Consider the following 23,738-nt stretch of genomic DNA (forward strand, 5'->3'; position numbering starts at 1 on the left):
TGGGAGCTGAAATCATGCGCTTCGATGCCATCATCATTGGGGCCGGGCAGGCCGGACCTTCACTCGCGGGTCGGCTCACATCCGCAGGCATGTCGGTCGCGATCGTCGAGCGTCATCTGTTTGGCGGCACCTGTGTCAATACCGGCTGCAAACCGACCAAGACGCTGGTCGCCTCCGCCTATACCGCGCATCTTGCGCGCCGCGGCAGCGACTATGGCGTGATGATTGACGCGCCGGTGCGGATCGACATGGCTCGCGTGAAGGCGCGGGCAGACAAGGTGATCCATGACTCGCGCAATGGCGTCGAAAGCTGGTTGCGCGGCATGGACAAATGCACGGTCATCAACGGCCAGGCGCGGTTCGAATCAGCGGATACGATCCGCGTGGGCGATGAGTTGCTGACGGCTCCGAGGATTTTCCTGAATGTCGGTGGGCGGGCTGTCGTGCCTGATATGCCGGGCATCAACGACGTCACCTATCTGACCAATACGGGAATCCTGCAGCTGGATCGCGTGCCGAAACATCTGGTGGTCATCGGCGGCAGTTATATTGGGCTCGAATTTGCGCAGATGTATCGCCGCTTCGGCGCCGAAGTGACGGTGGTCGAGAAGGGCGCGCATCTGGTCTCGCGTGAGGATGTTGAGATCTCCGAAGCGATCCGCGATATCCTTCTCGCCGAAGGCATCCATATACGAACCAATGCCGAATGCATCACCTTCAAGCCGCATCCCGATGGCGTGGCTGTCGGTGTCGACTGCACCGAAGGCGCGCCGGAGATCATCGGTAGTGATGTTTTGCTTGCGGTGGGACGCCGTCCGAATACCGACGATCTCGGTCTCGACAAGGCTGGCATCGCTGTGGATGACCGCGGCTACATCAAGGTCGATGACGGTCTCGCCACCAATGTGCCGGGCATTTTTGCCATGGGCGATTGCAACGGCCGCGGGGCCTTCACGCATACAGCGTACAACGACTTCGAGATCATTGCCGCGAACCTGCTCGATGGTGCAAGCCGCCGCGTCAGCGATCGGCTTCCCGGCTATGCGCTGTTCATCGACCCGCCGCTTGGCCGCGTCGGCATGACGCTGACTCAGGCAAAGGCCACAGGAAAGAAATTGCTGATCGGCAACCGGCCGATGACCCATGTAGGCCGCGCCGTCGAGAAGGGCGAGACCGCGGGCATGATGCAGGTTGTGGTCGATGCTGAAACGAAGAAGATTTTGGGAGCCGCCATCCTCGGTACCGGAGGCGACGAGGCGATCCATGGCATTCTCGACATCATGAATGCCGGCGCCGATTACACCCAGTTGCAATGGGCGGTGCCGATCCATCCGACGGTGTCGGAACTGATCCCGACGCTACTCAACGAGATGAAGTGATCGCCGCTCAGGCGGTCTGGAACTTGAGCACGGCCATCAGAGTCAACAACGTGGTTGCGCAGGATGCGGACACAATCGCCATATTGATAAGGCTGCGGACTGCAACGGCCGCGACTGCAGAAATCGGATGAACAGCGTCCGATGCACTGGCTTTCTTGCGCGGAGCCGGTTTCTTCTTTGCTGCCATGATGATCCCCAAAGAGAGGGGTCAGACCGTTGACCGGCCTGACCCTGACGCCTTCCCTGCCGAGGTGTGTCCCTCGATCATGGCGCGACCATCGCATGAATGGCCGGTGAACTGCTTAACGCGCGTGGTGAATCGAATCTGACCGGATTCGATGGTTTATGAATTTCCCAGTTCGTCATTCCGGGGCGCGGGCGCATTCTTGCGCACGCGAACCCGGAATCTCGTAGTGTGCGTCGATTCGAGATTGAAACCATGCCGGGATTCCGGGTTCACGTCCGGCAAGAGCCGTCCGCGCCCCGGAATGACGGTAAACCTAAATCGTCCGTCCGCCATCGACTGGGAGGATCACGCCGGTGAGGAACTCGGATTCCTCGCCCGCCAGATAAACGCAGGCATTGGCGATATCCGAGGGGCGCGACATGCGGCCGAGCGGGATCGTCCCGATAAATTTGGCGCGGTTCTCTGGCGTATCCGGCACGCCCATGAAGGATTCCAGTAGCGCGGTTTCGCCGATCACCGGTGCGATGCAATTGACGCGGATGCCATCGGGCGCCAGTTCCACGGCCATCGATTTCGACATCAGGTTCACCGCGCCCTTGGTGGCGTTGTACCAGGTCAGGCCCGGGCGCGGCCGGACGCCGGCTGTCGAGCCGATATTGATGATGCGACCGCTCTTCTGCTTCTTCATCACCGGCACACAGGCATTGGTCATCAGGAAGATCGATTTCACATTGATGTCGAACGCCTTGTCGAATTCTTCTTCGGTCACTTCGAGCAAGGGCTTGTTGCGAAAGGTCCAGCCGGCATTGTTGACGACGACGTCGAGCTTGCCGAATTTTTCGACCGCGAGCTTCACCGAGGCATCAACATCGGCCTTGCTGGTGACGCTGCCGCCAAGGGCGATTGCGCTGTCGCCGATCTCGGCCGCAACCTTTTTCGCGCCATCGGCATTCAGATCGAGGATGACGACCTTGGCGCCTTCGCGCGCGTAAGACCGCGCGATCTCGGCACCGAAACCCGATGCGCCGCCGGTGACGATAGTGGATAGGCCTTGAAGTCGCATGTTGTTTTCTCCCGGATTTTGCGCCTTGACTGGCGCTTGACGATCAAGGTTAGAGCCGATGGTGGCGGCTGTGAAGGCGCCACGGCGAATGGCTGCTAAAGGAAGCGTGCCTTTACAGAAAACGTCTTGCGTTGACTTCTTCGAGATCTAGCCCTTCCTCGATCGCATGCAGCACACTGTCGTGGATTTCGCCCTCACGGTGCATCTTCAGAAGCTCTGCACGGCCGGCTTCGATGGCGGCCAGCACGGTCGTGTAATGGTCGATGCGGTGCGGCGATAGTGCCTCAGCCTCTTCGGCATAGCGCGCCGCGGCGCCCTTGCGATAGGTATATTGCTCGAACAGGCGCGGATGGCGATGTGTGCCGTCATCATTGCGTGACGCCTTCTCGATGGCAGAAAATTGCGCGGCCGCAACGCGCGCGCGCGCCTGCGCTTCGCTGAGTTTGGAATGATGCGGTGCGCGGACATTGTCGGTTTTGATGAGACGGCGCACGATCGGTGCCAGCGTCGAGCCCTGGACAAGGACCGTCACCAGGATGACTGCGAAGGTGATCGCCAGGATGACGTCGCGGCCCGGAAATTCCTCCGGCAATGATAATGCGGCAGCGAGGCTCACCACGCCGCGCAAACCGGCCCAGCTCATGATGAACGGCACCGTCCATGGCGGAGCGGGGTCGCGGGCACGCAGCTTCGGCATCAGCATGCGCGGCAGATAGGTGCCGGGAAACATCCAGGCGAAGCGGGCGAGGATCACTGCTGCGATGACAGCAGCCGTCACCGGCAACAGCGCCACCACCGCGTCATAGCCGCCGAGGCGATACAGCACGCCGCGCAGCGACAGGCCAATCAGGATAAACACCAGAGATTCCAGCACGAATACGACGACGCTCCACGCTGCGGTGGCGCGGGTGCGCGTCGCAGCGCCGAAGAATTCGTGCTGCTTCCATCCGAGGATCATGCCGCAGGCGACGGTGGACAGCACGCCCGAGACGTGCAGCTTTTCCGCGGCGATATAGGAGATCCAGGCGACCAGGAAGGTCCAGGCAATGGCAAGGTCGATTTCCTTGATGCGCTTGATCACCAGAATGGCAGCGAAGGCGAAGACGATGCCAACAAGCAGGCCGCCGATCGCGACCGAGAAGAAACTCACGGTGGCCGCAGTGACGCTGAACGAGCCGGTCAGCGCTGCCGCGATGGCGAAGCGCAGCAGCACCAGGCCCGATGCGTCGTTGACGAGGCTCTCGCCCTCCAGCAGCACGATAATGCGCGGCGGGAGCGGCACGCTCTGCAGCACGGCCTTGGCCGCCACCGAATCCGGCGGCGAGACAATGGCGCCGAGCGCAAAACAGGCGGCCCAGGGCAGCGACGGCATCACCAGATGCGCGACTACGCCGACCACGAGGGTGGTGAAGAAGACAGCGCCAACGGCGAGCTGCAATATGATGCGAAGATCGGCGCGGAAATCCCGCCAGGAGGTGAACCAGGCGCTCGACATCAGCAGCGGCGGCAGAAACAACACGAGCACCAGCTCGGGGTCGATTTCGACATCCGGGGTGCCCGGGATCAGTGCGAAGCCGATGCCGCCGAGGATCAGTGCAGCCGCGCGCGGAAGCTGAAAACGCCGCGCGATCATATCGAGCAAAACGATGACAGCCATCAGCAGCAGGATAATTTCGAAGCGGGAAACGGCGGTCATGAGGGCCTGTCGAGATGCGAGAAAAACGGTCGGACGTCGATTCGGGCCAATGCCGTGATCTGATGTCTGTCATCTATCTCGCAAATGTCGCACGGGCTGTACAGCGGGCCAGTGATTTTGCAGCAGGCCCGCACCAAAAAGGGCGACCCGACGGGCCGCCCTTCGATGCCTTAATTATGCGCTTCAGACTACTCTGCGCTGCTGACCAGTCGCAGCGACACCCTATGCTCCATCATGCTGCGATAGGTGGCCACATAATCCAGAGCCATGCGCCGGGCGGTGAAGCGGGTTTCGAACTGCTTGCGGATCGCTGTACGGTCCATGCCGGCGAGACGACCCACCGCGGCAACTGCACTGGTCTCGTCCTCGACGATGAAGCCGGTGAGGGCCTCGTCGATGATCTCCGGCACCGAGCCGCGGTTATAGGCAATGACCGGCGTGCCGCAGGCCATGGATTCGATCATCACCAGGCCAAACGGCTCGGGCCAGTCGATCGGCAGCAACAGACCATAGGCGCCGCTGAGGAATTCCGGCTTCTCCCGGTCGCTGATCTCGCCGATATATTCGACCAGCGGATGATCCATCAGTGGGCGAACGACCTGCTCGTAATAGTCCTCATCCGCGCGGTCGATCTTGGCCGCGATTTTCAGCGGGATGCCGGCGCGGATGGCGATCTTGATCGCGCGGTCAACGCCCTTCTCGGGCGCAATACGCCCGAGCACGGCGAGGTAGCTCGGCGTGATCGGTTGCGGCGTCAGCAGCTTCTCGGGAAGGCCGTGATAGATCGTGCGCACGAAATTCGCCTGGGGTACCGGGCGCCGCTGCGCGTTCGAAATCGAAACAACGGGAATCTTGGAGAAAGTCGTGAAGGTCGGCTGATGTTCCGGCAGATCCAGACGGCCGTGCAGCGTCGTGAGAAATGGTGTGGGTTGGCGGGAGAATAGCGAGAACGGATAGTAATCGAGATGGAAATGCAGAACGTCGAATTCGTCGTCGTCACATTTCTGTCTTACGCGCTCGAGCATTTCCATATGGAGGGCGTTGGGATCGCGGACAGAGCCATCGAGCCGCAGCGCCTTCGGCCATCCGGCGTCGAGCTTGCCTGACGTTTGAGAGTCGCCGCTGGCGAACAGCGTAACATCATGCCCCTGCGCCACCAGCTCTTCGGTCAACCAGTGTACGACGCGTTCCGTGCCTCCATAGAGCTTCGGCGGAACGGCTTCTGTCAGCGGAGCAACTTGCGCGATGCGCATTTTACATATCTCCCATGTTGGAAGTGATGAACAACTTCAGCGACGACGTGTCGGTACCGGTATGCCTGAAGCTGGAACGTTCTCGCATCTGCGAGGTTCCTATGTGATCTGCGTAGTTCGTCCACACTGTGGTCTTGCTGATGCCATCACGTTCAACCACGGTTTCCGGAGTGTTAATGCTGCCCGAATGTTGCGCCGAGATGGCGAGAGCGTGGGAAATTCGGGATGGCATCATCTCCATCAGCGGGCGGGGACGCTGTCCGTCGAGATTCTTGTTCTTATTCAACGGGTTTTGACAATCACATGGACAGTCTTTCCGGATATGCGTATCGCCCTTTCGCTTTCGTGATGCGCTACATCAGGATGCGTTCTGCATCGCATCTGATCATCCTGATATCCGTGCTTGCAGCCGTCGCCTGTTCGGTGGGCACGCAGTACGGAATTAAATTTTTAGTCGATGGCCTCTCATCTGGACCTTCGGGAGCCGGTAATACCGTCTGGATCGCATTTGGCGTTCTAATCTCGCTGATCACGGCAGACATGTTTCTGTGGCGCGTGGCCAGCTGGACCGCGAGCTACACATTCGTTGGTGTCACCGGCGATCTCAGGCGCGATATCTTTCGCCATCTGACCGGACACGCACCGAGCTACTTCTCGGATCGGCTGCCCGGCATGCTGACCAGCCGTATCACGGCAACATCCAACGCGGTCTTCACGGTCGAAAACATGTTTGTCTGGAACGTGTTGCCGCCCTGCGTCGCGACATTCGCGGCTATCCTGCTAATTGGAACCGTCAGCCTGCCGATGGCGGCGGGACTGACGGTCGTGGCGGGCGCGGTCGTCGTGATGATGTTCAAGATGGCCGCGGCTGGCAAGAAACTGCATGACGACTTCGCCAGCAAGGCGGCCGCCGTCGATGGTGAAATGGTCGATGTCATCAACAATATGCCGCTGGTCCGCGCATTCTGCGGATTGAGCTTCGAGCATGACCGCTTCGATGAAACGGTCGATCGCGAGCTGAACGCCCGTGGTCGCAGCCTGCGCTATCTTGAGCGCCTGCGCCTGACGCATGCGGCCATCACGGTCGCGCTCACGATCGGGCTGCTCGCCTGGGCGATCATGCTGTGGCAACGCGACGGCGCCAGCACCGGCGACGTCGTTCTGATCTGTACGCTCGGTCTCTCGATCCTGCATGCGACGCGAGATCTTGCGGTAGCGCTCGTGGATGTCACGCAACATGTTGCGCGCCTGTCCGAGGCGCTGTCCACATTGCTGGTGCCCCATGAACTCAGTGACCATCCCGAGGCCGAGCCGCTGGTGAAGTCCGGTGCAGCGATCGCCTTCAACAATATCTCGTTCCGCTATCCCGGCGGTCTGCAGGTATTCGACAAGTTCACGTTGCGGCTCAATGCCGGCCAGCGCGTTGGCCTTGTCGGCCAGTCCGGCGGCGGCAAGTCGAGCCTGTTCGTGCTGTTGCAGCGCTTCTATGACGTCCAGGATGGCAGCATCACCATCGATGGCCAGGATATTTCACGCGTGACCCAGCACAGCCTGCGTCATGCAATCTCCGTGGTACCGCAGGACATCTCATTGTTCCATCGCTCCATCATGGAGAACATCCGGTATGGACGTCCCGAGGCGACGGATGACGAGGTATTGCGTGCAGCCATTTCGGCGCGTTGCGACTTCGTCGAGACGCTGCCGGAAGGTCTTCACACCATGGTCGGGGACCGCGGCGTCAAACTGTCCGGCGGGCAGCGCCAGCGCATCGCCATTGCACGCGCCTTCCTGAAGGACGCGCCCATTCTGCTGCTGGATGAGGCAACGGCGGCCCTCGACAGTGAATCGGAGGAGGCGATCCGTGAGGCGCTGGCGCGTCTGATGCGTGGTCGCACGGTAATCGCGATCGCGCATCGCCTCGCGACGTTGCGCAATTTCGATCGCGTGGTCATGCTGCAGAGCGGCAAGATCATTGAGGACGGCAAACCTGATCATCTGATGCAGGGCGAGGGGCCGTATCGGGAACTCGTCACACAGGAAATGAGCCGTCTCGCGCAGCACGCAGCCTGACGACTCAGTTATCCTCTCCAGGCGCTGCGTTTATCTTCGTGCCTGTCTTCACCTTACAACCGGCCGAGGTCATCCATGCCCATCGAAGCCGCCGCAACCAAGTTGAACGCTATCGCCGATCAAAAGGCGGTCGAGTCGCCGTTCTACATTCCGATGACGGGTCCTGCGTCGCGCCCGCGGCGAGCGCTCAAGCACGACGATACGTTCGTGGTGCTCGACAGCCATGGTGATATCGGCGCGTCCGCAGGCGGCCCGGATGGCCTGTTCAATGCCGATACGCGTTATCTCGCGCGGCTCGAACTGGCGCTGAACGATGTTCAGCCGCTGCTGCTCGGCTCGAATCTGCGCGATGACAACTCGTCGCTGACCGTCGATCTGACCAATCCGGATATCTATCGCAACGGCCGCCTCGTGCTGCAGAAAGATATGCTGCACATCGTGCGCACGTTCTTCCTGTGGCGTGGTGCGGCTTATCAGCGGATCGGCCTGCAGAATCACGGCGAACACCGCGCCAGTTTCGATCTGACGCTCACATTCGACAATGACTTTGCCGATCTGTTCGAAGTGCGCGGCGAAAAACGCAAGCATCGCGGCATCGCCACGAGCCGCCTGGTCGGGCCCAGTGACGTTGCGCTGGAATATACCGGCCTCGACGGCAAGCCGCTCAGCACGATGGTGCATTTCGATCCGCGCCCGACGCGGCTGGCGGCCAATACCGCGACCTACCACTTCGAGCTGAAGCCGCAGCAAACGACGTCCCTGTTCGTTGCTGTCAGTTGCAACGCCGAGGTCGGCCACAAGCCTGTACCGTTCTTTCGCGGGTTGCTCGCGCATCGCCGCGAGATGCGCAATTTCAGCAAGGGGGCGGCGACGGTCGAGACCTCGAATGATATTTTCAACGAGGTGCTCTGCCAGGCGATGGCCGATCTCAGTATCCTGATGACGAATACGCCGCAGGGGCGATATCCCTATGCCGGTATTCCCTGGTATTCGACGACATTCGGTCGCGATGGTCTGATCACGGCGCTGCAGCTGTTGTGGATCGATCCACGCGTGGCGCGCGGCGTGCTGAAACGGCTTGCGGCATTTCAGGCGAAGTCGGTCGATCCGCTTGCGGATGCCGAGCCCGGCAAGATCCTGCACGAAATGCGCGGCGGCGAGATGGCTGCCCTGCGTGAGGTGCCGTTCGCGCAATATTACGGCAGCGTCGACTCCACGCCGCTCTTTGTGATGCTCGCGGGGATGTATGTCGAGCGCACCGGTGATGATGAAACCTTGCGCGAGCTGTGGCCGGCCGTTGAGGCGGCCCTCGGATGGATCGATGGTCCCGGCGACCCCGACAAGGATGGCTTCGTCGAATATCAGCGCGCCACTGAACAGGGACTGCAGAACCAGGGCTGGAAAGATTCGTATGACGCCATCTTCCATGCCGATGGAAAGCTCGCTGAGGGCAATATCGCACTGGCGGAGGTGCAAGGCTATGTCTTCGCCGCCAAGCATCTGGCGTCGCGTCTCGCATTGCGCATAGGCCTGCCCGACAAGGCCCGGCAGCTTGAGGCCGAAGCGGAGCAACTTGCTGCGCGGTTCGAGGAAGCATTCTGGTGCGAGGAACTCGGCACCTATGCGCTTGCGCTCGACGGCAAGAAGATGCCTTGCGCGGTTCGTGCCTCCAATGCGGGACAGTTGCTGTTTACAGGCATCGTCCGTGAAGACCGTGCGCGCATGGTCGCCGCCGACCTGATGCGTCCGCATTTCTTCACCGGCTGGGGCATTCGCACCATCGCGCGCGGCGAGGCGCGCTACAATCCCATGTCCTATCATGACGGCTCGATCTGGCCGCACGACAATGCGCTGATCACACTCGGTCTGGCGCGCTATGGCCTGAAGCATTCGGTCGAGGCCGTCTTCAAGGGACTGTTCGACACCGCGGCCTATATGGACTTGCGACGATTGCCGGAATTGTTCTGCGGCTTCCAGCGCGAAAAACGCCGCGGCCCGACCTTGTATCCGGTGGCTTGCGCGCCGCAGGCCTGGGCCAGCGCAACGCCGTATACCCTGCTCGAGGCAGCGCTAGGAATCGAATTCGATGTCGCGCGCGGCGAAATTCGTTTCCGCGATCCGCGGCTGCCCGCCTTCCTGCAATACGTCATTTTGCGCGATCTTCAGCTCGGCGAATCCAGCGTCGATCTCTGCCTGCGCAAACACGAGAACGATGTGTCGTTGGAAGTGCTGCGGACCCGCGGTCAAATCCAGGTGTCGATCGTGCTGACGCATTGACGCGTCGCCTGGCGCTGGGTCGTGCCCATCAGCGAAACGCGTGAGTGAGGGAGTTTCCATGCCTGCAATTCGCATCGTTGCCGGATTGGCTGTAGCGTTGGCGTTGAACGCCGTGGCCGTGTGCCAGGCGGCGGATGCGCCTGTGCCTCCGCCCGCGACGTCAGAGAAATCCACCCCTGAAGCGCAGCCGTCCGTGCCGTCGCCCGCACCGGATGCGGCTGCGGTGCAGCCGGCAGCGCCACCGGTCGCGTCCACGCCTCCTGCGCCTGTCGCCAAGCCGCCATCGGTTACGGTGATCGACGCTTTCGATGCCAAAGGCATTCTCGGCCGCGACGTGCGCAGTCCCGCAAGCGAGAATATGGGACGCATTGCCGACGTGATCGTCGATCGCGCGGGGCAGGTGCGCGGCGCGGTCATCGACTTCGGCGGATTCCTCGGGGTCGGCTCGCGCAAGATCGTGGTCGATTGGGGTGCGCTGCATTTCTGGAACGTGGCCGACAAGACCGCCAGCATCACGCTCGATCTTACACGCGAGCAGGTGCGTGCTGCGCCGGAATACAAGGACGACCAGCCCATCGTCGTGCTCGGCGCGTCCGGCACACTGACGCCGCTGAGGTTTCCGCCTCTCACCATGCAGGAGCGCTAATTGGCGGTTCACGCGACCACACGTGCAGCCGATCTCTCCCGCCGCGACGATGTCGCGGCGGTGCCCGAGGTCGCCTGTGCGCCGGGGATTGCGCCGGAGTCCGAGCTGGGCCCGCAGGAGCCGCAGCGGAGTCCTGAGCCATCGAAGCAGAGCCTGCGCGGGCTCGACTGGTTCATCTTCTTTCTCGCCGATGTGCAAACCGGATTCGGTCCGTTCGTTGCGGTCTATCTCACCACACAGAAATGGACCCAGGTCGAGATCGGCTTCGTGCTGTCGATCGGGGGCATCGTCGCGCTGCTCGGCCAAATTCCGGGTGGCGCGATCATCGATGCGGCGCGCTCGACGCGGCTGGTCGCCGGCGCCGCGGTAGCGACCATCGGCGGCTGTGCGCTAGCCTATGCCGCGCTGCCGGTGTTTCCTGTCATCGTCGCCGCAGCGACGTTGCATGCGATGGCGAGCTGTGTGCTCGGCCCTGCGATCGCCGCTATCAGCCTCGGGCTGGTCGGGCCGCTGCGGATCGGCGAACGGCTGGGGCGCAATGCGCGCTTCGCCTCGCTCGGCAATGGCGTCGCTGCCGCCGTCATGGGTACTTGCGGCTATCTGCTGTCCAGCCGGTCGGTGTTCATCGTCACCTTCCTGCTGGCGCTGCCGGTGCTCTACGCGCTGTCGCGGATTCGACCTCAGGAGATCAATTCCGCGCAGGCCCATGGCGCCAGCACCAAGGAAGCCGAAAGCAATAAGCCGATCCGTTTTCGCGATCTGGTGCGGCAGAAACCGCTGTTGATTTTCGCCTGCGCTGTGCTGCTGCTGCAGCTTGCCAATGCCGCGATGCTGCCTTTGATGGCCGGCGTCGTCACGACGCGCTCGGCCGACTGGGCGCCGGCGCTGATCGCCTTTTGCATCGTCGTACCGCAGGCCATTGTCGCGGCGACCTCGCCGACGGTTGGCCGAAAGGCGCAGCAATGGGGCCGTCGGCCGCTGCTGCTGATCGCCTTCGCCGCGCTCGTGATCCGCGGATTGCTATTCGCCGTGGTCACCGACCCGTTTGCGCTGGTCGCCGTGCAGATCTTCGACGGCGTTACTGCTGCCGTGTTCAGCGTGATGATCCCGCTGATCGTCGCCGACATCGCTTTTGGCAGCGGTCGCTTCAGCCTTGCGCAAGGCATTGTCGGAACAGCCACCGGCATCGGTGCGTCGCTCAGTACGGTGACCGCCGGCTTCGTCGCCGACAAGCTCGGCGCGCCGGTTGCCTTTGTCGGCCTGGCCTGCGTCGCCGGGCTTGGTCTGTTGCTGATTTGGCTGGTGATGCCGGAAACCCGCCGCGACCACGGCGAGGTTGAGAGCGGACCTTAGGGCGCGACGCTCTCGCCGAGGAAGTTGACCGCCGCCGTGACACCGCCCTTGCCGTGCGGAATGCCGAGCGCCTGCAGTCCCATCTCGATCACGCCGAGCGTTCCGAGAATCATGGGCGCGTTGACATGGCCCATATGGGCGATGCGGAATGCTTTTCCGTGCAGGTCGCCGATGCCGACGCCGAGAATGACGCCGCATTTATCGCGGCAATAACCGAGCAGCGGCGTCGGGTCGTCCATCCGCACCGTCGTGACCGTGTTGCCGCGTTCTTTCGGCTCGATGATATTGAAGCTCAGCACGCCGCCATCGGCCCATACGGCAACGGCGCGGCGGACGGCTTCCGCCAGCAATCGATGGCGCTGGAATACATTGACGAGCTTTTCGTCGAACAGCATGTCGATGGCCTGGCGCTGTGCGAACATCAGGTGTACCGGCGCGGTACCCGAATGTTTCCGGTAGTGCTCGTCGCCGTCACGCTCGGTCCAGTCCCAATAGGGTGTGCGCAGATTGGCAGTCTTGTGCACTTCGCGGGCGCGGTCATTCGCCGCGACATAGCCGAGGCCGGGCGGTGTCATCAGGCCTTTCTGTGAGCCGGACATGGCGACATCGATGCCCCATGCATCCATTTCGAATGGCATGCAGCCGAGCGATGCGACGGTGTCGACCATGAACAATGCGGGATGGCCGGCGGCCTTGATCGCCTTGCCGATGGCTTCAATGTCGTTGAACGCGCCCGAAGCCGTGTCGATCTGCACTGCAAGCACAGCCTTGATTTCGTGCTTGGTGTCTTGTCGCAACGTTGCTTCAACCTCGGCAGGACGAATGGCGCGATTCCAGTCGCCCTTCAGGCTCTGCACGTCGACGCCCATGGCGCGCGCCGCATGGCCCCAGCCGACCGCGAAACGCCCGCTTTCCAGCACCAGAATCTTGTCGCCGCGCGACAGCACATTGGTGAGCGTCGCTTCCCAGGCACCATGGCCGTTGGCGATATACATATAGGTGTTGCCTTTAGTGGCGAATAACGTGCCGATATCGCGCAGCAGCCCGAATGTGAGCTGCACCATTTCCTTGGAGTAGATATCCAGCGGCGGACGATGCATCGCCCGCAATACTTCGTCTGGCATCGTGGTGGGGCCGGGGATGGCGAGAAATTCACGACCTGCACGAACGACCATTTTCAATCCTTGTTGGTATTTTTGGCCATGGTGCCATGGCGCAGCGCGAAATCAAAGCGCGTGTGAGGTGGTTTGAATTTCAATGCTTAGTGGGTCAGCGCATCACGACCGATCACATTCGCGATGGCCTGGAAGATCTGGTCCTTGATCTCGGTCGCCGCCGGGCTCGGGATCGTCTCGGGAGGGCCGTCGTGTTTGGCGCAAGCCACCACCAGCCGCAGGATCCAGACTTCGCCATCAGTGTAGTACAGGTCGCCGCCGCCATTGTGGCCGGCGACGGTTGGCCCGATTCCTGTGACCTGATATTTGGCCTCGACCATGCCGGCCTTTTCGAGGTCGCCTGCGAGCACCGCGCGCTCCGCGTCGATATCGGCAGCGATATGATGCGTGATCGCGCCGGTGTATTTGCTGATCCCGACGCTGCGATCGAAAGTCGCGTCGCCGAGCCAGACCGGGCGATCTTCCTGTCCCTTGTCGAGGACCTTCCAGAGCCGGATGTGGTGGCGATGATCAGCGCTGTTGCCGACCGGCTTCTCGAAAGCGAGATCCTCGCGGCGGCCGAGATAAACCAGCGGGCTCACCGGTGCTTCGCGATAGGGTCGGTCGAGCAAGACGCTGCCGACAATCTCGAGGGACGAGCGCAAGGTTACGGGATCGGCGGGATACCAGCCGGCAGCATGCATCGCGCACAGCACGTCCTTCTTGTCGCCGATCAGGCCGACATTGATGGGATCGCCGGGAATGCCTTGCGCGGTCATCGTCGTCATCGGCAATCCGGCAAGGCTCTTCTGGTGCTCGTAATGGGTCCAGAGTTCCGGGAGCAACAGATAGGCGATGCCGCCATAGATGACCAAAGCGAGCAGCGTCAGCCGCGCCGCCCGGAATGTCCGGCTGCGGCGTTGTTTTTGCGCAATGACATCCGTCTGCAGGTCAGCCACGGTTCCGCTCGATCGAATCTGAGCGGGGAACCTGCCACGTCAGCGCCACGATGTCATCGTCGGGTCTCGCGGCAGCCGGCGGCTTCGGCCTCTTCTTTAGAGCAAAACCAGCGTGTTCCCTTGCTGATCCGCATGCTGATCTTGGCATACCAGCGGCTTTCGGGCGTGTGGTAGATGCAGACGCCGGCCCGGTTGACGTTGCCCTTGATCCGGCAGGTTGGCGACGGCGCCACGTGGCCGGATGCCGAGGCCAGCAGGATCGGCAAGGCATCCTCCGGAGGCTTGATCGAGCCAAGAATGGTGGTTTTCTTGTTGCGTACGCGCCAGTCCCAGGGCGCAAAGAACGCGCCGGCCCAAAGTCCGGCCTTGGCCTCACGTGCGGCTTTCTCGTCGGCATCATAGGCATGCGAGAAGCGCACATAGGAAAGCGCCCAGCCGCTCTTCACCATCCATTGGCTGATGTCCTCGCCGTCCACCTCGCATTTGGCGACCGAGCGACCGAAGCGATCGGTCCGTAGCACATGGCAGGTCCAGCTCTTGTCGCCGACATGTTCAACAAGCGCTTCATGCGCTGCGACACCGCAGGTCCAGCGCTCGCCGGCGGCATTCAGGCACAACTGATCGAGGCCGGGCGAGTCCATGCCGGCGAGCCGGATGCGGGTCGCGCCAATGGTCATCTGGTCGCCATCGCGAATCTTCGGCACCCCGGTCACGTCGGCGGCCTGTGCCAGTGCGGGAATGCAAAGCATCGCGATAAAAAGAGAGAAGGTGCGGAACATGCGCATCGAACCGTTTGATTGCAAAATCATGACGACAATCCGGAGACAGTGCGGGCATTTCGCCGCCCATGCCAGCGCGGTCGCTCCTTCATACCTTCAACTTCGCGCGATGACCTATGCCGCGTGGCCGTTCATCATTCTCCGCCGCGCCAGCGCGAGACCCATCAGCACGAAGGCTGAGGTCACTTCGGGACCGCCGACGAGAATCCGTGTCGGTGTTTTCATCTTGTTCCATTCATAGGCCTTGAACGGACCCTTGCGGCCACCTTCGCCTGTGGCGGTGATGATGCAGCGCAGCGCAGGTGCGAAATGCGCGAGCTCGCCGCCGAGATGTCCGAGCGCGATCAGTGCGAGTGCCGCATCGAAAGTATTCATCTCGCGCGCAATCAACTCGTCCTGCACATAAGCGAGCACACGCAGGCGGATGAAGTCGAACGCGCCGTCGGTATCGATGGCCTGTTGTGTCTCGGCCGGCAATTCACGGAAAGCCGCATAGCAGCGGCCGAAATAGGCGCCGTAGAGCTCCGGCAGATAGTAGATGTGCGATTTCGGATCGGCGAAGGCGCCAGATGCCACGAGGCGGCGCTGGAAGCCGATGATCCGCTGCATCGTTTCCAGACGTGTCGGCGTCTCCATCACCTTCCAGCGGACGAGATTCCGGAACGAGACTTCGAGTACGTCGAGATTGAGCGTCGGATCGAGATCGTTGCCATAGGGCCGTTCGCCCGCGAGATTGTCGATCCAGGTGACGATGGCGCCGTCATAGTCGATATGGTTGTTGATCGGCACGGTGACCATCGGCTCGTTGCTGCCGTTGCCGACCTGATAACCGGCATAGAAGTCGAGCAAAGGCTGATCGAGGATCGGATCGGTCGAGCCGGCCTGTGTGGCGGCGGAGAACGAGCAGGCGGTGGTGTCGCAGTCCGGCACATAGATGCCGAAGCCGAGGTCCTGCTTGATCTGTGCGAAGAGGCGGCTGAAGCGCGGATGCGGCGGCGGCGCCAGCGCCGTGATGACGTTCACGCTCGTCCCGTCATGCGAGCGGACTTCCTCGCGGCTCGTGACCAGGCAGAATTCAACCATCGCATCGATGGCGCGGCGCGAGGATGTCGTCTGGTCCGGCGATGGCAGTCCGGTTTCGCCGAAGCTCAGCAGCGCCTCGGTGAAGAACGCGTCGTAATAGGCCGAGCGATGCCGGATCTGCACCGGCTCCCACATGGGTTCGGCAATTCCGGTCCATGGCGGGTTGATGAGTTTTCCGGCCGGTGAGCGGACGATGAAGATACGCGCGAGGGTGAACAGCAGCGTCGAATTCTTGTAGCCGCGCGAATTGAGGCCTGTCAGGGCCATCAGGAAATCGCGGCCATGCATGTCGGGATCGCCGATCAGGTTGAACGCCGCGTAAGTAGGAATGAAGCCGTTGCGGTCGAACGAGCGCAGCAGATGCGCGCCGCAGGCCTTGATGACATTGTCGATCTCGCCCAGCGACGGTGCCTGCGCTGATGCCGTCACCGGCTTCGGCTCTGGATGGCTCAATGCGACCGTGTCGAGCAGCTCGGCGATGGGCTGGCCGATGGCTTCCCAATCGGGGTTATCGTCGTCGCGCGCCGCTCTCAGGGCCTGCTGTATGGCTTTGAACCGGGCAGGGTCGCGCAACTCGGGCAGGCCGGCGCGACAGAGCAATGGACGGAGCGCGGCATTGCCGAGCGCGGTTTTGTAGAACTTGACGATATGGGCGTCGCCGCCGGTGTGCTTGTGGAATAGGGGGTCGCAGAGGTCGTAAAGCGACGGGCCGACCTTGCTCGCTGTCAGCGCGCGGTATGCGGCGCCGGCAAAATAAGTCACACCCATGAGGTTTCTTTCAGTGCCGCCCCCTGCGCACGCCTCGAAAACCGCCCGCCGCTGCTGCGGCGCAATCGCTTCCCGACACCTGCAAGCCTTTGAAAAATTGCACGAATCGGTCTGAATTACAATTGCGTGAAGCGCGAGCCCGTTCAAGACCTTAGCCTGGTCAGTCAGTAACCCTGTCTTAAATCCCGGCCTTTACCGGTTGCCCGGGTGGGCTCGACGGGTTAACAACCAGTTTGCTGCGATGCCGCAAATTGAGCGCATTTAATACTCATTGGTTTGGCATCCCTTCAAACCTATTTCGACGTTCGCGCGACCCACGGTTGCGCCTGAACGATGAGCAGGAATGACGTTATGAACGTACGGCAGTTTCGCGTATCCCGTCGCTCGATCACTGTGGCCGCAGCTTTTGTCGGCCTGGTGTCGCTGGTGCTTGGCGCCAATGCCGCGCTGAACAAGCGCTCGCTGGAAGCCGCACAGGCCGAGACGGTGACCGGGACGATCAATCCCGTTACGAAGGCGTCGCGCATCGCGCTGGTGATCGGCAATGGTCATTACCCCGACGCCGGCGCGCCGCTGAGCCAGCCGATCAATGATGCACGTGCCATGACGAGCGCACTCCGCCGCGACGGTTTCGACGTCGATGTGGTGGAAGACGCGACCCGCGATGACATGACCCGCGCTGTCGAGCGCCTGAAGGCCAAGATCAAGCCCGAAACCGTTGTGATGCTGTATTTCGGTGGCTATGGCGTTCAGGTTGGCCGCCAGAGCTACATGATCCCGGTCGATGCTGCGATCTGGAAAGAGCGTGACATCCGCCGCGATGGCATGAGCGTCGAGGCCGTTCTCGATATCATGAAGGAGCAGGGTGCCCAGGCCAAACTGGTCGTGTTGGATGCGTCCCGCCGCAATCCCTATGAGCGTCGTTTCCGCGGTTACTCCCGTGGTCTCGCGCCGATCGATGTTCCTGAGAATGCCCTGATCCTGACCTCGGCGACGCCAGGCAAGGTTGCCGACGATGTGGATGGTCAGAACAGCCTGCTCGCAACCGAATTGCTGAAGAACATGAAGGCCAAGCCGGCGAGTGCCGAGTCCGTCTTCACCAACACCCGCGTTGCGGTTACCCGCGCGACTGCCGGTGAGCAGGTTCCTGCGGTGTCGTCGTCGCTCGTTGAGGATATCCTGCTCGGCGATAGCGCAACGGCCAAGGCCGGCAGCTAAGCTTTCCCATCGCGTTTACTTGTTAGCGTCTGCGCTGGCCATCACCGGACGAACCGGATCGCCTTCGCGCAACAAGGCGCCTGCCCGCGCGACGATCACATCGCCATCGCTCAAACCTTCGCGTACCTCCACGCGTCCGCCTGACATCAGCCCGATCTCGACGCGGCGCGTCTCGATGCGCTGCCGCCGGACCACCTGCACGACGGTCCCGCCAGCACTGTAGAGAACGGCGGTCAATGGCACCGCGACGCCGCAGCTTTCGCCTGTTTTGATGATGGCACGCGCGTAGGAATTGCTCATCAGCCGCCGGGCCGAGGTGATCGAGACCACGACCTGGCCGAGCTGGCTGTTGGGCTCCACGGTGGAGGCGACGCGTTTCACTTTACCGTCCAGCTCTCCAGCGCCGATCACCTTGACCTTGACCGGCTGATCGACTTTCAGCTTCGGCAGGTCGCGCGTCGGTACCTGGCCGATGAATTCGAATTCGCTCCGCGCGATGATGCTGAAAAGAGCCTCGCCCTTGGCCGATGCGAGTGATCCGACAACGGCGGACGAGGCGCTGACCAATCCTGCGACCGTGGCCTGAACTTGAAGCGATCCGCCTTCCGGTGGCGTCAGGCGTGCGAGGATCTGGCCCGCAGTGACGTTCTCGCCGGCATCGACCATGACCTCTGCGACCTTGAGGCCCGGGCGATCCGGACGGATCGAGACTTCCTCGCGCGGAATCAGGATGCCGGAGACTTCGACGGTGGCGGAGAAGCAGGACTTCGCGGCGGTCAGCACGGTCACTGCTGCACCCTTCGGGGCATCAGCAGGATCGTCGGCGGCCAGAGCCGGCTGGGTGAACACGCATAGCGACAGCGCGACCAGCAATCTGGCCCATGTGGTGGTTCGCTTGGAAGAGGCGACGGACAGGGTCATTGCTTTTGCCTATTTGTGCGGGACGGCGGGTGGTTGACCGTTTTGCGGGTCTTCCTCGCCGCTCGACACCAGCAGCTTGCGCCCGAAGCGCCATGCCAATTGTCCGACATCGTCCATCATCATGAACATCGCCGGCACGAACAGCAGCGACAGCGCCGTCGAGAAGATCAGGCCGCCAATGATAGCAAGCGCCATCGGCGAGCGGAACTCGCCGCCGGCGCCGAAGGCCAGTGCGGACGGCATCATGCCAGCGACCATGGCAACGGTGGTCATCACGATCGGCCGCGCGCGCTTCATGCCGGCATCGATGATCGCGACCTCGCGCGGTTTACCTTCGCGAATGGCTTCCACTGCAAATTCCACCAGCATGATGGCGTTCTTGGTGACGATGCCCATCAGCATCAGGATGCCGATCCAGACAGGCGTCGTGAGTTGCTTGCCCGTCAGGAGCAGCGCCAGGATCGCGCCGCCGATCGAGAGCGGCAGCGAGAACAGGATGGTGATCGGCTGCAGGAAAGTGCCGAACAGCAGCACCAGCACCGCATAGACCATCATCAGGCCTGCCGAGATCGCGGTGGCGAAACCATCCGCGAGTTCGTTCAGGCTTTCGGCGTCGCCGGACTGCTTGACGCTCACATTCTTCGGCAGGCTCTTCATGACCGGCAGTTCGTAGATCTTCTTCAGGGCATCGCCGAGTGCGGCGGTGCCCACGAGATCCGCGGCCACGGTGGCCTGACGTTCTCTGTCGTAGCGGTTGATGCTGGTCGGTCCCTGATCGAGCTTGATGTCGGCAACGACGGATAGCGGCACGCCGCCGCGGCCGCCGCCAAGTGGCACCCGCAGCTGTTCGAGGATCTGGAAGTCGGCACGTGCCGTGTCTTCGAGTTGCACGCGGATCGGCACCAGGCGGTCGCCGGCATCGAATTTCGCCAGAGCCGGGCCGACGTCACCGATGGTGGCGACGCGGATGGTTTCCGACAGGCTCTCGGTGGAGACGCCGAGCCGTGCCGCAAGATCGGCCCGCGGCTGCACGCGCAGCTCGGGACGATCCAGCGAGGTTTCCGAGATCACGTTGGAGATCAGCGGAATGCGCTTCATCTGCGTCGCCAGTTCGCTGGCGACATTGGCGACGATGTTGCTGTCGGTGCCGGTCACCACCAGCGAGATAGCGCGTAGTCCGTTTTCGTCGAGGAACCAGTAGCGAATATCCGGAACGCTTTCGAGTTCCTTGCTGATATCGAGTTCGAGCAGGCGCTGCGTATGGGCGCTGTCGCGTTCGCTCTTTGGGGTGTAGTTGATGATCAGAGCGGCGCGCCGCACTTCATAGGTGCCGGGCGGGACGTGACCACCATCGACGAACACGCTCTTCACCTCAGGTCGCTTGCGGAGCCGTGCGACGATGTCTTCTGTGACTTTCTCGGTGTAAGCGAGCTGCGATCCCGGTGGCAATTCCATCGCCAATAGCGAACGCGCCGTGTCTTGGGCCGGCAGGAAGCCCTGCGGTAGCAGCTGGATGCTCCAGATCGACAGTGCGAAGACGGCGAGACCGAACAGAACCGTCACGTAGTAGCGTTTCACCGACAGCGTCACGAGCTTGTTGTAGGCCTGCAGGATGTGCCCGGGGGGCGGGTCGTCGTGCTTGTGATCTTTCAGAAAGTATGCGGCCAGCACGGGCGTGACGAAGCGTGCCGCCAATAGTGAGAAGAATACCTGCACCGACACGGTGATGCCGAACTGCTTGAAGAATTGTCCGGCGATGCCGGACATGAAGCTGGCTGGGGCAAAGATCGCGATAATGGTGAGGCTGATGGCGATCACGGCGAGGCCGATTTCGTCGGCCGCTTCCAGCGCGGCGCGGTAGGGCGACTTGCCCATCCGCATATGCCGCACGATGTTCTCGATCTCGACGATGGCGTCATCGACGAGAATACCTGTCGAAAGCGTGATGGCGAGGAAACTCACGAGGTTGAGCGAGAAGCCGAGCAGGTCCATCGCCCAGAAGGCCGGAAAGATCGACAGCGGGAGCGAGATCGCGGCGATGACCGTGGCGCGCAGATCGCGCAGGAAGAAGAACACCACGATGACGGCAAGCGCTGCACCCTCGAACAATGTCGAGATCGCGGCCTCGTAATTGCCCTTGGTGAAATCCACCGACGTGTCGATCAGCTTCAGGTCGACATCGGGATAGGACGCCTTCAGCGCATCGATACGTTTCTGCACAGCCGCCGCGACAACCACGTCGCTGGCGCCCTTGGAGCGTTTGATACCCAGCGCCACCACCGGCTCGCCGTTGAAACGCGCGAAAGTGCGCCGGTCGGCGATGGTGTCGGTGACGGTGCCGAGATCCTCGAGCCGCACTTCGCCGCCGGATGGCAGGCTGATCATGGTGCCGGCAAGTTCGTTCAGCGTCTTGGCGCCCGCCAGTGTCCGGATTGCCTGGTCGTTCTTGCCGATTTCGGCGCGGCCGCCAGCGAGGTCCACATTGGTGCCGCGCAGGCGCCTGGATACATCGACGGCCGTGAGGCCGGCGGCCTGCAGGCGATCAGGATCGAGCGACACCAGAATCTCGCGCTCGACACCGCCGATGCGCTCGACTTGGGCGACGTTGCGCACGCCCTGCAGCGCGCGCTTCACCACGTCGTCGACGAACCACGACAGTTGCTCCGGCGTCTTGCCCGGCGAGATCGCCGCATAGGTCACGATCGGCAGGCCGATGACGTCGACGCGCTGGATCAGCGGTTCGTTGACATTCTGGGGGAGGTTGGCGCGCACGCGCGTCACGGCGTCCTTGACGTCGTTCAGCGCGCGGTCGGTATTAGTTTCCAGCGCGAATTGCACCGTCGTGACCGACAAGCCGTCAGTGATCGACGACGAGATGTGCCGCACGCCTTCGACGCCGGAGACGCCGTCTTCGATGGTCTTGGTGACCTGCGCTTCAAGTTCCGCGGGCGCCGCGCCGAATTGCGAGACGGCGACCGAGATCACCGGAATGTCTGCGCTCGGTAGCCGCGTGATCGCCAGCTTGGTGAAGCTGATCCAGCCGAGTACCAGAAGAATGATCGAGAAGACGATGGACGGAAGCGGATGGCGGATCGACCATGCCGAGATATTCATTGCCATTAACGCACCCGCGATCGATCGAGGTCATCGGCGAACATGGTCTGGACCTTGTCGCCGTCATGGAGTGATGTGCCGGCATCGGCGACAACGATGTCGCCCACCTCGACGCCTTCAAGAATTTCCGTCGATGTATCGGACACCAGCCCGACTTTTACCCGTCGGGTCTCGATGGTGTTGCCCTTCACGAGCTGCACCATGAAGTGTTCGATCGCCGAGCGCGGGATTGCGACGCCGCAGCTGCGCTTGGCGTCGATGCTCGCGCGGGCGAAGACACCGACCTTGAGCGACGGATTGCTGGCCAGCGACAGCCGGACATGGCCGAGCTGTGTCACGCGGTCGATCTGTGGCGACACCAGCCGCACCTTGCCGAAAATATCGGGCTGATCGTCGCGGCTGATCCGCGCCGTGACGCCGGGGTTGAGCTTGAGGATGTGGATGCTCGGCACTTCCGCATCGAGCTCGAGCTCGTTGTTGATGGCGATCCTGAACATCGGCCCGGCCTGCGGTGAGGCCGGTGCGCCGGCGATGGTGTTCACGGAGGTAATCAGGCCTGCCGCCGGGGCGCGCAGCGTCACAGGATTCGGGCGTGCATTGCCTGCTGTCGGCGGCGGTATCAGCCGGGCCAGTTCCTGGTTCTCGGTGACGGTGTCACCTTCGCGGACCAGCACTTCGGAGACCTTTGAACCTTCGGTCTCCACGCCGACCACGGCCTCGCGGCGCGGAACCACGAAGCCGGTCACCCGCACGAGATCGGAGAAGCAGGCGTTGGTGGCCTTGGCGACGATCACCATGGCGCCATTCGGCGAGGCGGAGCCGGCAGGTGCGGGTTCAGCGGCGAAGCCGATAGAGGTGGTTGCGACCACGGTGGCCGCCAGCGATAGACATGCGAGAGAGGGGGAGAAGCAGGCAAAAGCCTTCATTGCGAGATCGATCCACTTGGTATTACGGAGCACCAGGGGCATTCGATCGGTGCGGCGGCAGGTCGGGGCAATCTATACAGGATATCCGCGATCACCACAGCAAACAGCGTCCCGCGTGGCGCGGAACGCTGTGGTGCGGCAATCCGCAGCAAGCTCAGAGGTACCACCGAGCTCTATTGGGACGCGGTGGTCTTGTTCGCCATATTCACCACCTGAACGCGGCGGTTGGACGGATCGGTCGGCGCAACGCCGGCCTTCGGCTTGCCCTTGCCATAGCCGACGGTGACGAGGTCGGCGCCGGCGATGCCGTATTTGTCCGTCAGATAGCGCTTGATGGCATCAGCGCGGCGCTCCGAGAGATCCTGGTTGTATTCTTCGCCGCCGACGGCATCGGTATGGCCGGCGACCACGAAGGTCGCGCCCTTGAGATCTTCGCTGCTCAGCGCTTTGCCGAGGGCCTGCACCGAGGACAGCGACTTCTTGCTGATATTCGCCGAATTGTAGTCGAAGGTAATTTCCAGATCGATCGCCGGCTTGGTCTGGGCGACGGCGGCGATCTGCTCGCGCTCGCCGATCGACAGCGACCGCGTGCTGCGATTGCGAAGGGAGTCGACGAACTTGCCTTCGGCGGCATTGACGGCCGGCTCGGCCGGCGGCGTCATCGACAGACCGCGGGTCAGCGGCTTCTTCGGCGCCAGCGCGCGCAGGATCTGGTCGGAGGTCACTTCCTCAGCCGCTGCGGCGATGCCTGCGGTCAGCGACAGGGCGACGCTGATCATGGCGATCGTGCCAAGTGCCTTGAAGCCGGGGCGTGCGGATGTGTTCGGCATGGGTGCATCCTTCATTTCGTCGCGCGAAACGCGCTTGAATCAAATCCAGCAAAATCTGGTGC

The 23,738-nt window shown here is 62.2% G+C and carries 19 protein-coding genes; 6 read left to right on the top strand and 13 right to left on the bottom strand.

Annotated elements, in window-relative coordinates; translation table 11 throughout:
• The first annotated feature begins 14 nt into the window (after window positions 1-14).
• The gene (locus AB8B20_RS22270; protein ID WP_439073558.1) at window positions 15-1,379 is read left to right on the top strand and encodes an FAD-containing oxidoreductase; all 1,365 of its coding nucleotides are present in this window, start codon (window positions 15-17) and stop codon (window positions 1,377-1,379) included.
• A 7-nt stretch (window positions 1,380-1,386) separates the two neighbouring features.
• Here the strand turns inward: AB8B20_RS22270 and AB8B20_RS22275 are convergent, their stop codons facing one another.
• The 5 genes from AB8B20_RS22275 to AB8B20_RS22295 all read right to left on the bottom strand — a co-directional run bounded on the left by AB8B20_RS22275 (window position 1,387) and on the right by AB8B20_RS22295 (window position 5,864).
• Complete coding sequence (locus tag AB8B20_RS22275) at window positions 1,387-1,566, bottom strand: hypothetical protein (RefSeq protein ID WP_089266704.1); 180 nt, start codon at window positions 1,564-1,566, stop codon at window positions 1,387-1,389.
• 313 nt (window positions 1,567-1,879) lie between these two features.
• Complete coding sequence (locus tag AB8B20_RS22280) at window positions 1,880-2,629, bottom strand: glucose 1-dehydrogenase (protein WP_093758024.1); 750 nt, start codon at window positions 2,627-2,629, stop codon at window positions 1,880-1,882.
• Between the two features lie 112 nt (window positions 2,630-2,741).
• Window positions 2,742-4,325, bottom strand: a complete 1,584-nt coding sequence (locus AB8B20_RS22285; RefSeq protein WP_093758025.1) for a Na+/H+ antiporter — start codon at window positions 4,323-4,325, stop codon at window positions 2,742-2,744.
• A 188-nt stretch (window positions 4,326-4,513) separates the two neighbouring features.
• Window positions 4,514-5,578 (bottom strand): glycosyltransferase family 4 protein, encoded by a 1,065-nt coding sequence (locus tag AB8B20_RS22290; RefSeq protein ID WP_089266708.1) that lies wholly within the window; start codon window positions 5,576-5,578, stop codon window positions 4,514-4,516.
• 1 nt (window position 5,579) lies between these two features.
• Entirely contained in the window at window positions 5,580-5,864 is a 285-nt protein-coding gene (locus AB8B20_RS22295; RefSeq protein ID WP_139285809.1) for a hypothetical protein, read from the bottom strand.
• A gap of 17 nt (window positions 5,865-5,881) precedes the next feature.
• Here AB8B20_RS22295 and AB8B20_RS22300 point away from each other — a divergent pair, with 17 nt between their 5' ends.
• The 4 genes from AB8B20_RS22300 to AB8B20_RS22315 all read left to right on the top strand — a co-directional run bounded on the left by AB8B20_RS22300 (window position 5,882) and on the right by AB8B20_RS22315 (window position 11,924).
• A complete protein-coding gene (locus AB8B20_RS22300) occupies window positions 5,882-7,648 on the top strand; it encodes an ABC transporter ATP-binding protein (protein WP_439073557.1) in 1,767 nt (588 codons plus the stop codon).
• Between the two features lie 75 nt (window positions 7,649-7,723).
• Window positions 7,724-9,925, top strand: a complete 2,202-nt coding sequence (locus AB8B20_RS22305; protein WP_439073556.1) for an amylo-alpha-1,6-glucosidase — start codon at window positions 7,724-7,726, stop codon at window positions 9,923-9,925.
• A 58-nt stretch (window positions 9,926-9,983) separates the two neighbouring features.
• On the top strand, window positions 9,984-10,571 hold the full coding sequence (locus AB8B20_RS22310) for a PRC-barrel domain-containing protein (RefSeq protein ID WP_093758027.1): 588 nt from the start codon (window positions 9,984-9,986) through the stop codon (window positions 10,569-10,571).
• A gap of 87 nt (window positions 10,572-10,658) precedes the next feature.
• Window positions 10,659-11,924 (top strand): MFS transporter, encoded by a 1,266-nt coding sequence (locus AB8B20_RS22315; protein WP_231081241.1) that lies wholly within the window; start codon window positions 10,659-10,661, stop codon window positions 11,922-11,924.
• Here AB8B20_RS22315 and AB8B20_RS22320 read toward each other — a convergent pair.
• From AB8B20_RS22320 to AB8B20_RS22335, 4 genes are all read right to left on the bottom strand, one after another.
• Window positions 11,921-13,099 carry a pyridoxal-phosphate-dependent aminotransferase family protein gene (locus AB8B20_RS22320; RefSeq protein WP_439073555.1) on the bottom strand — a complete coding sequence of 393 codons (1,179 nt, stop codon included), beginning with the start codon at window positions 13,097-13,099 and terminating at the stop codon, window positions 11,921-11,923. The genes AB8B20_RS22315 and AB8B20_RS22320 overlap by 4 nt on opposite strands.
• Window positions 13,100-13,185: 86 nt before the next feature.
• Window positions 13,186-14,037, bottom strand: coding sequence for an LssY C-terminal domain-containing protein (locus AB8B20_RS22325; protein ID WP_089266719.1), 852 nt, complete (start codon window positions 14,035-14,037; stop codon window positions 13,186-13,188).
• Between the two features lie 53 nt (window positions 14,038-14,090).
• Window positions 14,091-14,816: a thermonuclease family protein gene (locus tag AB8B20_RS22330; RefSeq protein WP_439074053.1), complete on the bottom strand. Its 726-nt coding sequence runs from the start codon at window positions 14,814-14,816 to the stop codon at window positions 14,091-14,093.
• Between the two features lie 114 nt (window positions 14,817-14,930).
• The gene (locus tag AB8B20_RS22335; RefSeq protein ID WP_439073553.1) at window positions 14,931-16,667 is read right to left on the bottom strand and encodes a hypothetical protein; all 1,737 of its coding nucleotides are present in this window, start codon (window positions 16,665-16,667) and stop codon (window positions 14,931-14,933) included.
• A 351-nt stretch (window positions 16,668-17,018) separates the two neighbouring features.
• Between AB8B20_RS22335 and AB8B20_RS22340 the strand changes: the two genes are divergently transcribed.
• Window positions 17,019-17,885 carry a caspase family protein gene (locus tag AB8B20_RS22340; protein WP_089266722.1) on the top strand — a complete coding sequence of 289 codons (867 nt, stop codon included), beginning with the start codon at window positions 17,019-17,021 and terminating at the stop codon, window positions 17,883-17,885.
• A gap of 15 nt (window positions 17,886-17,900) precedes the next feature.
• On the opposite strand, the gene AB8B20_RS22345 is transcribed toward AB8B20_RS22340, so the two are convergent.
• The 4 genes from AB8B20_RS22345 to AB8B20_RS22360 form a co-directional block, all read right to left on the bottom strand.
• Window positions 17,901-18,806 carry an efflux RND transporter periplasmic adaptor subunit gene (locus AB8B20_RS22345; RefSeq protein ID WP_093758031.1) on the bottom strand — a complete coding sequence of 302 codons (906 nt, stop codon included), beginning with the start codon at window positions 18,804-18,806 and terminating at the stop codon, window positions 17,901-17,903.
• A 9-nt stretch (window positions 18,807-18,815) separates the two neighbouring features.
• Complete coding sequence (locus AB8B20_RS22350) at window positions 18,816-21,926, bottom strand: efflux RND transporter permease subunit (protein ID WP_439073552.1); 3,111 nt, start codon at window positions 21,924-21,926, stop codon at window positions 18,816-18,818.
• Window positions 21,926-22,879 (bottom strand): efflux RND transporter periplasmic adaptor subunit, encoded by a 954-nt coding sequence (locus AB8B20_RS22355; protein ID WP_439073551.1) that lies wholly within the window; start codon window positions 22,877-22,879, stop codon window positions 21,926-21,928. Before AB8B20_RS22355 ends, AB8B20_RS22350 begins: the two co-directional genes overlap by 1 nt.
• A 140-nt stretch (window positions 22,880-23,019) precedes the next feature.
• A complete protein-coding gene (locus tag AB8B20_RS22360) occupies window positions 23,020-23,676 on the bottom strand; it encodes an OmpA family protein (protein WP_439073550.1) in 657 nt (218 codons plus the stop codon).
• Window positions 23,677-23,738: the final 62 nt, after the last annotated feature.

It is taken from the genome of Tardiphaga sp. 866_E4_N1_4 (genome assembly GCF_052076075.1).
GTDB lineage: Bacteria > Pseudomonadota > Alphaproteobacteria > Rhizobiales > Xanthobacteraceae > Tardiphaga > Tardiphaga robiniae.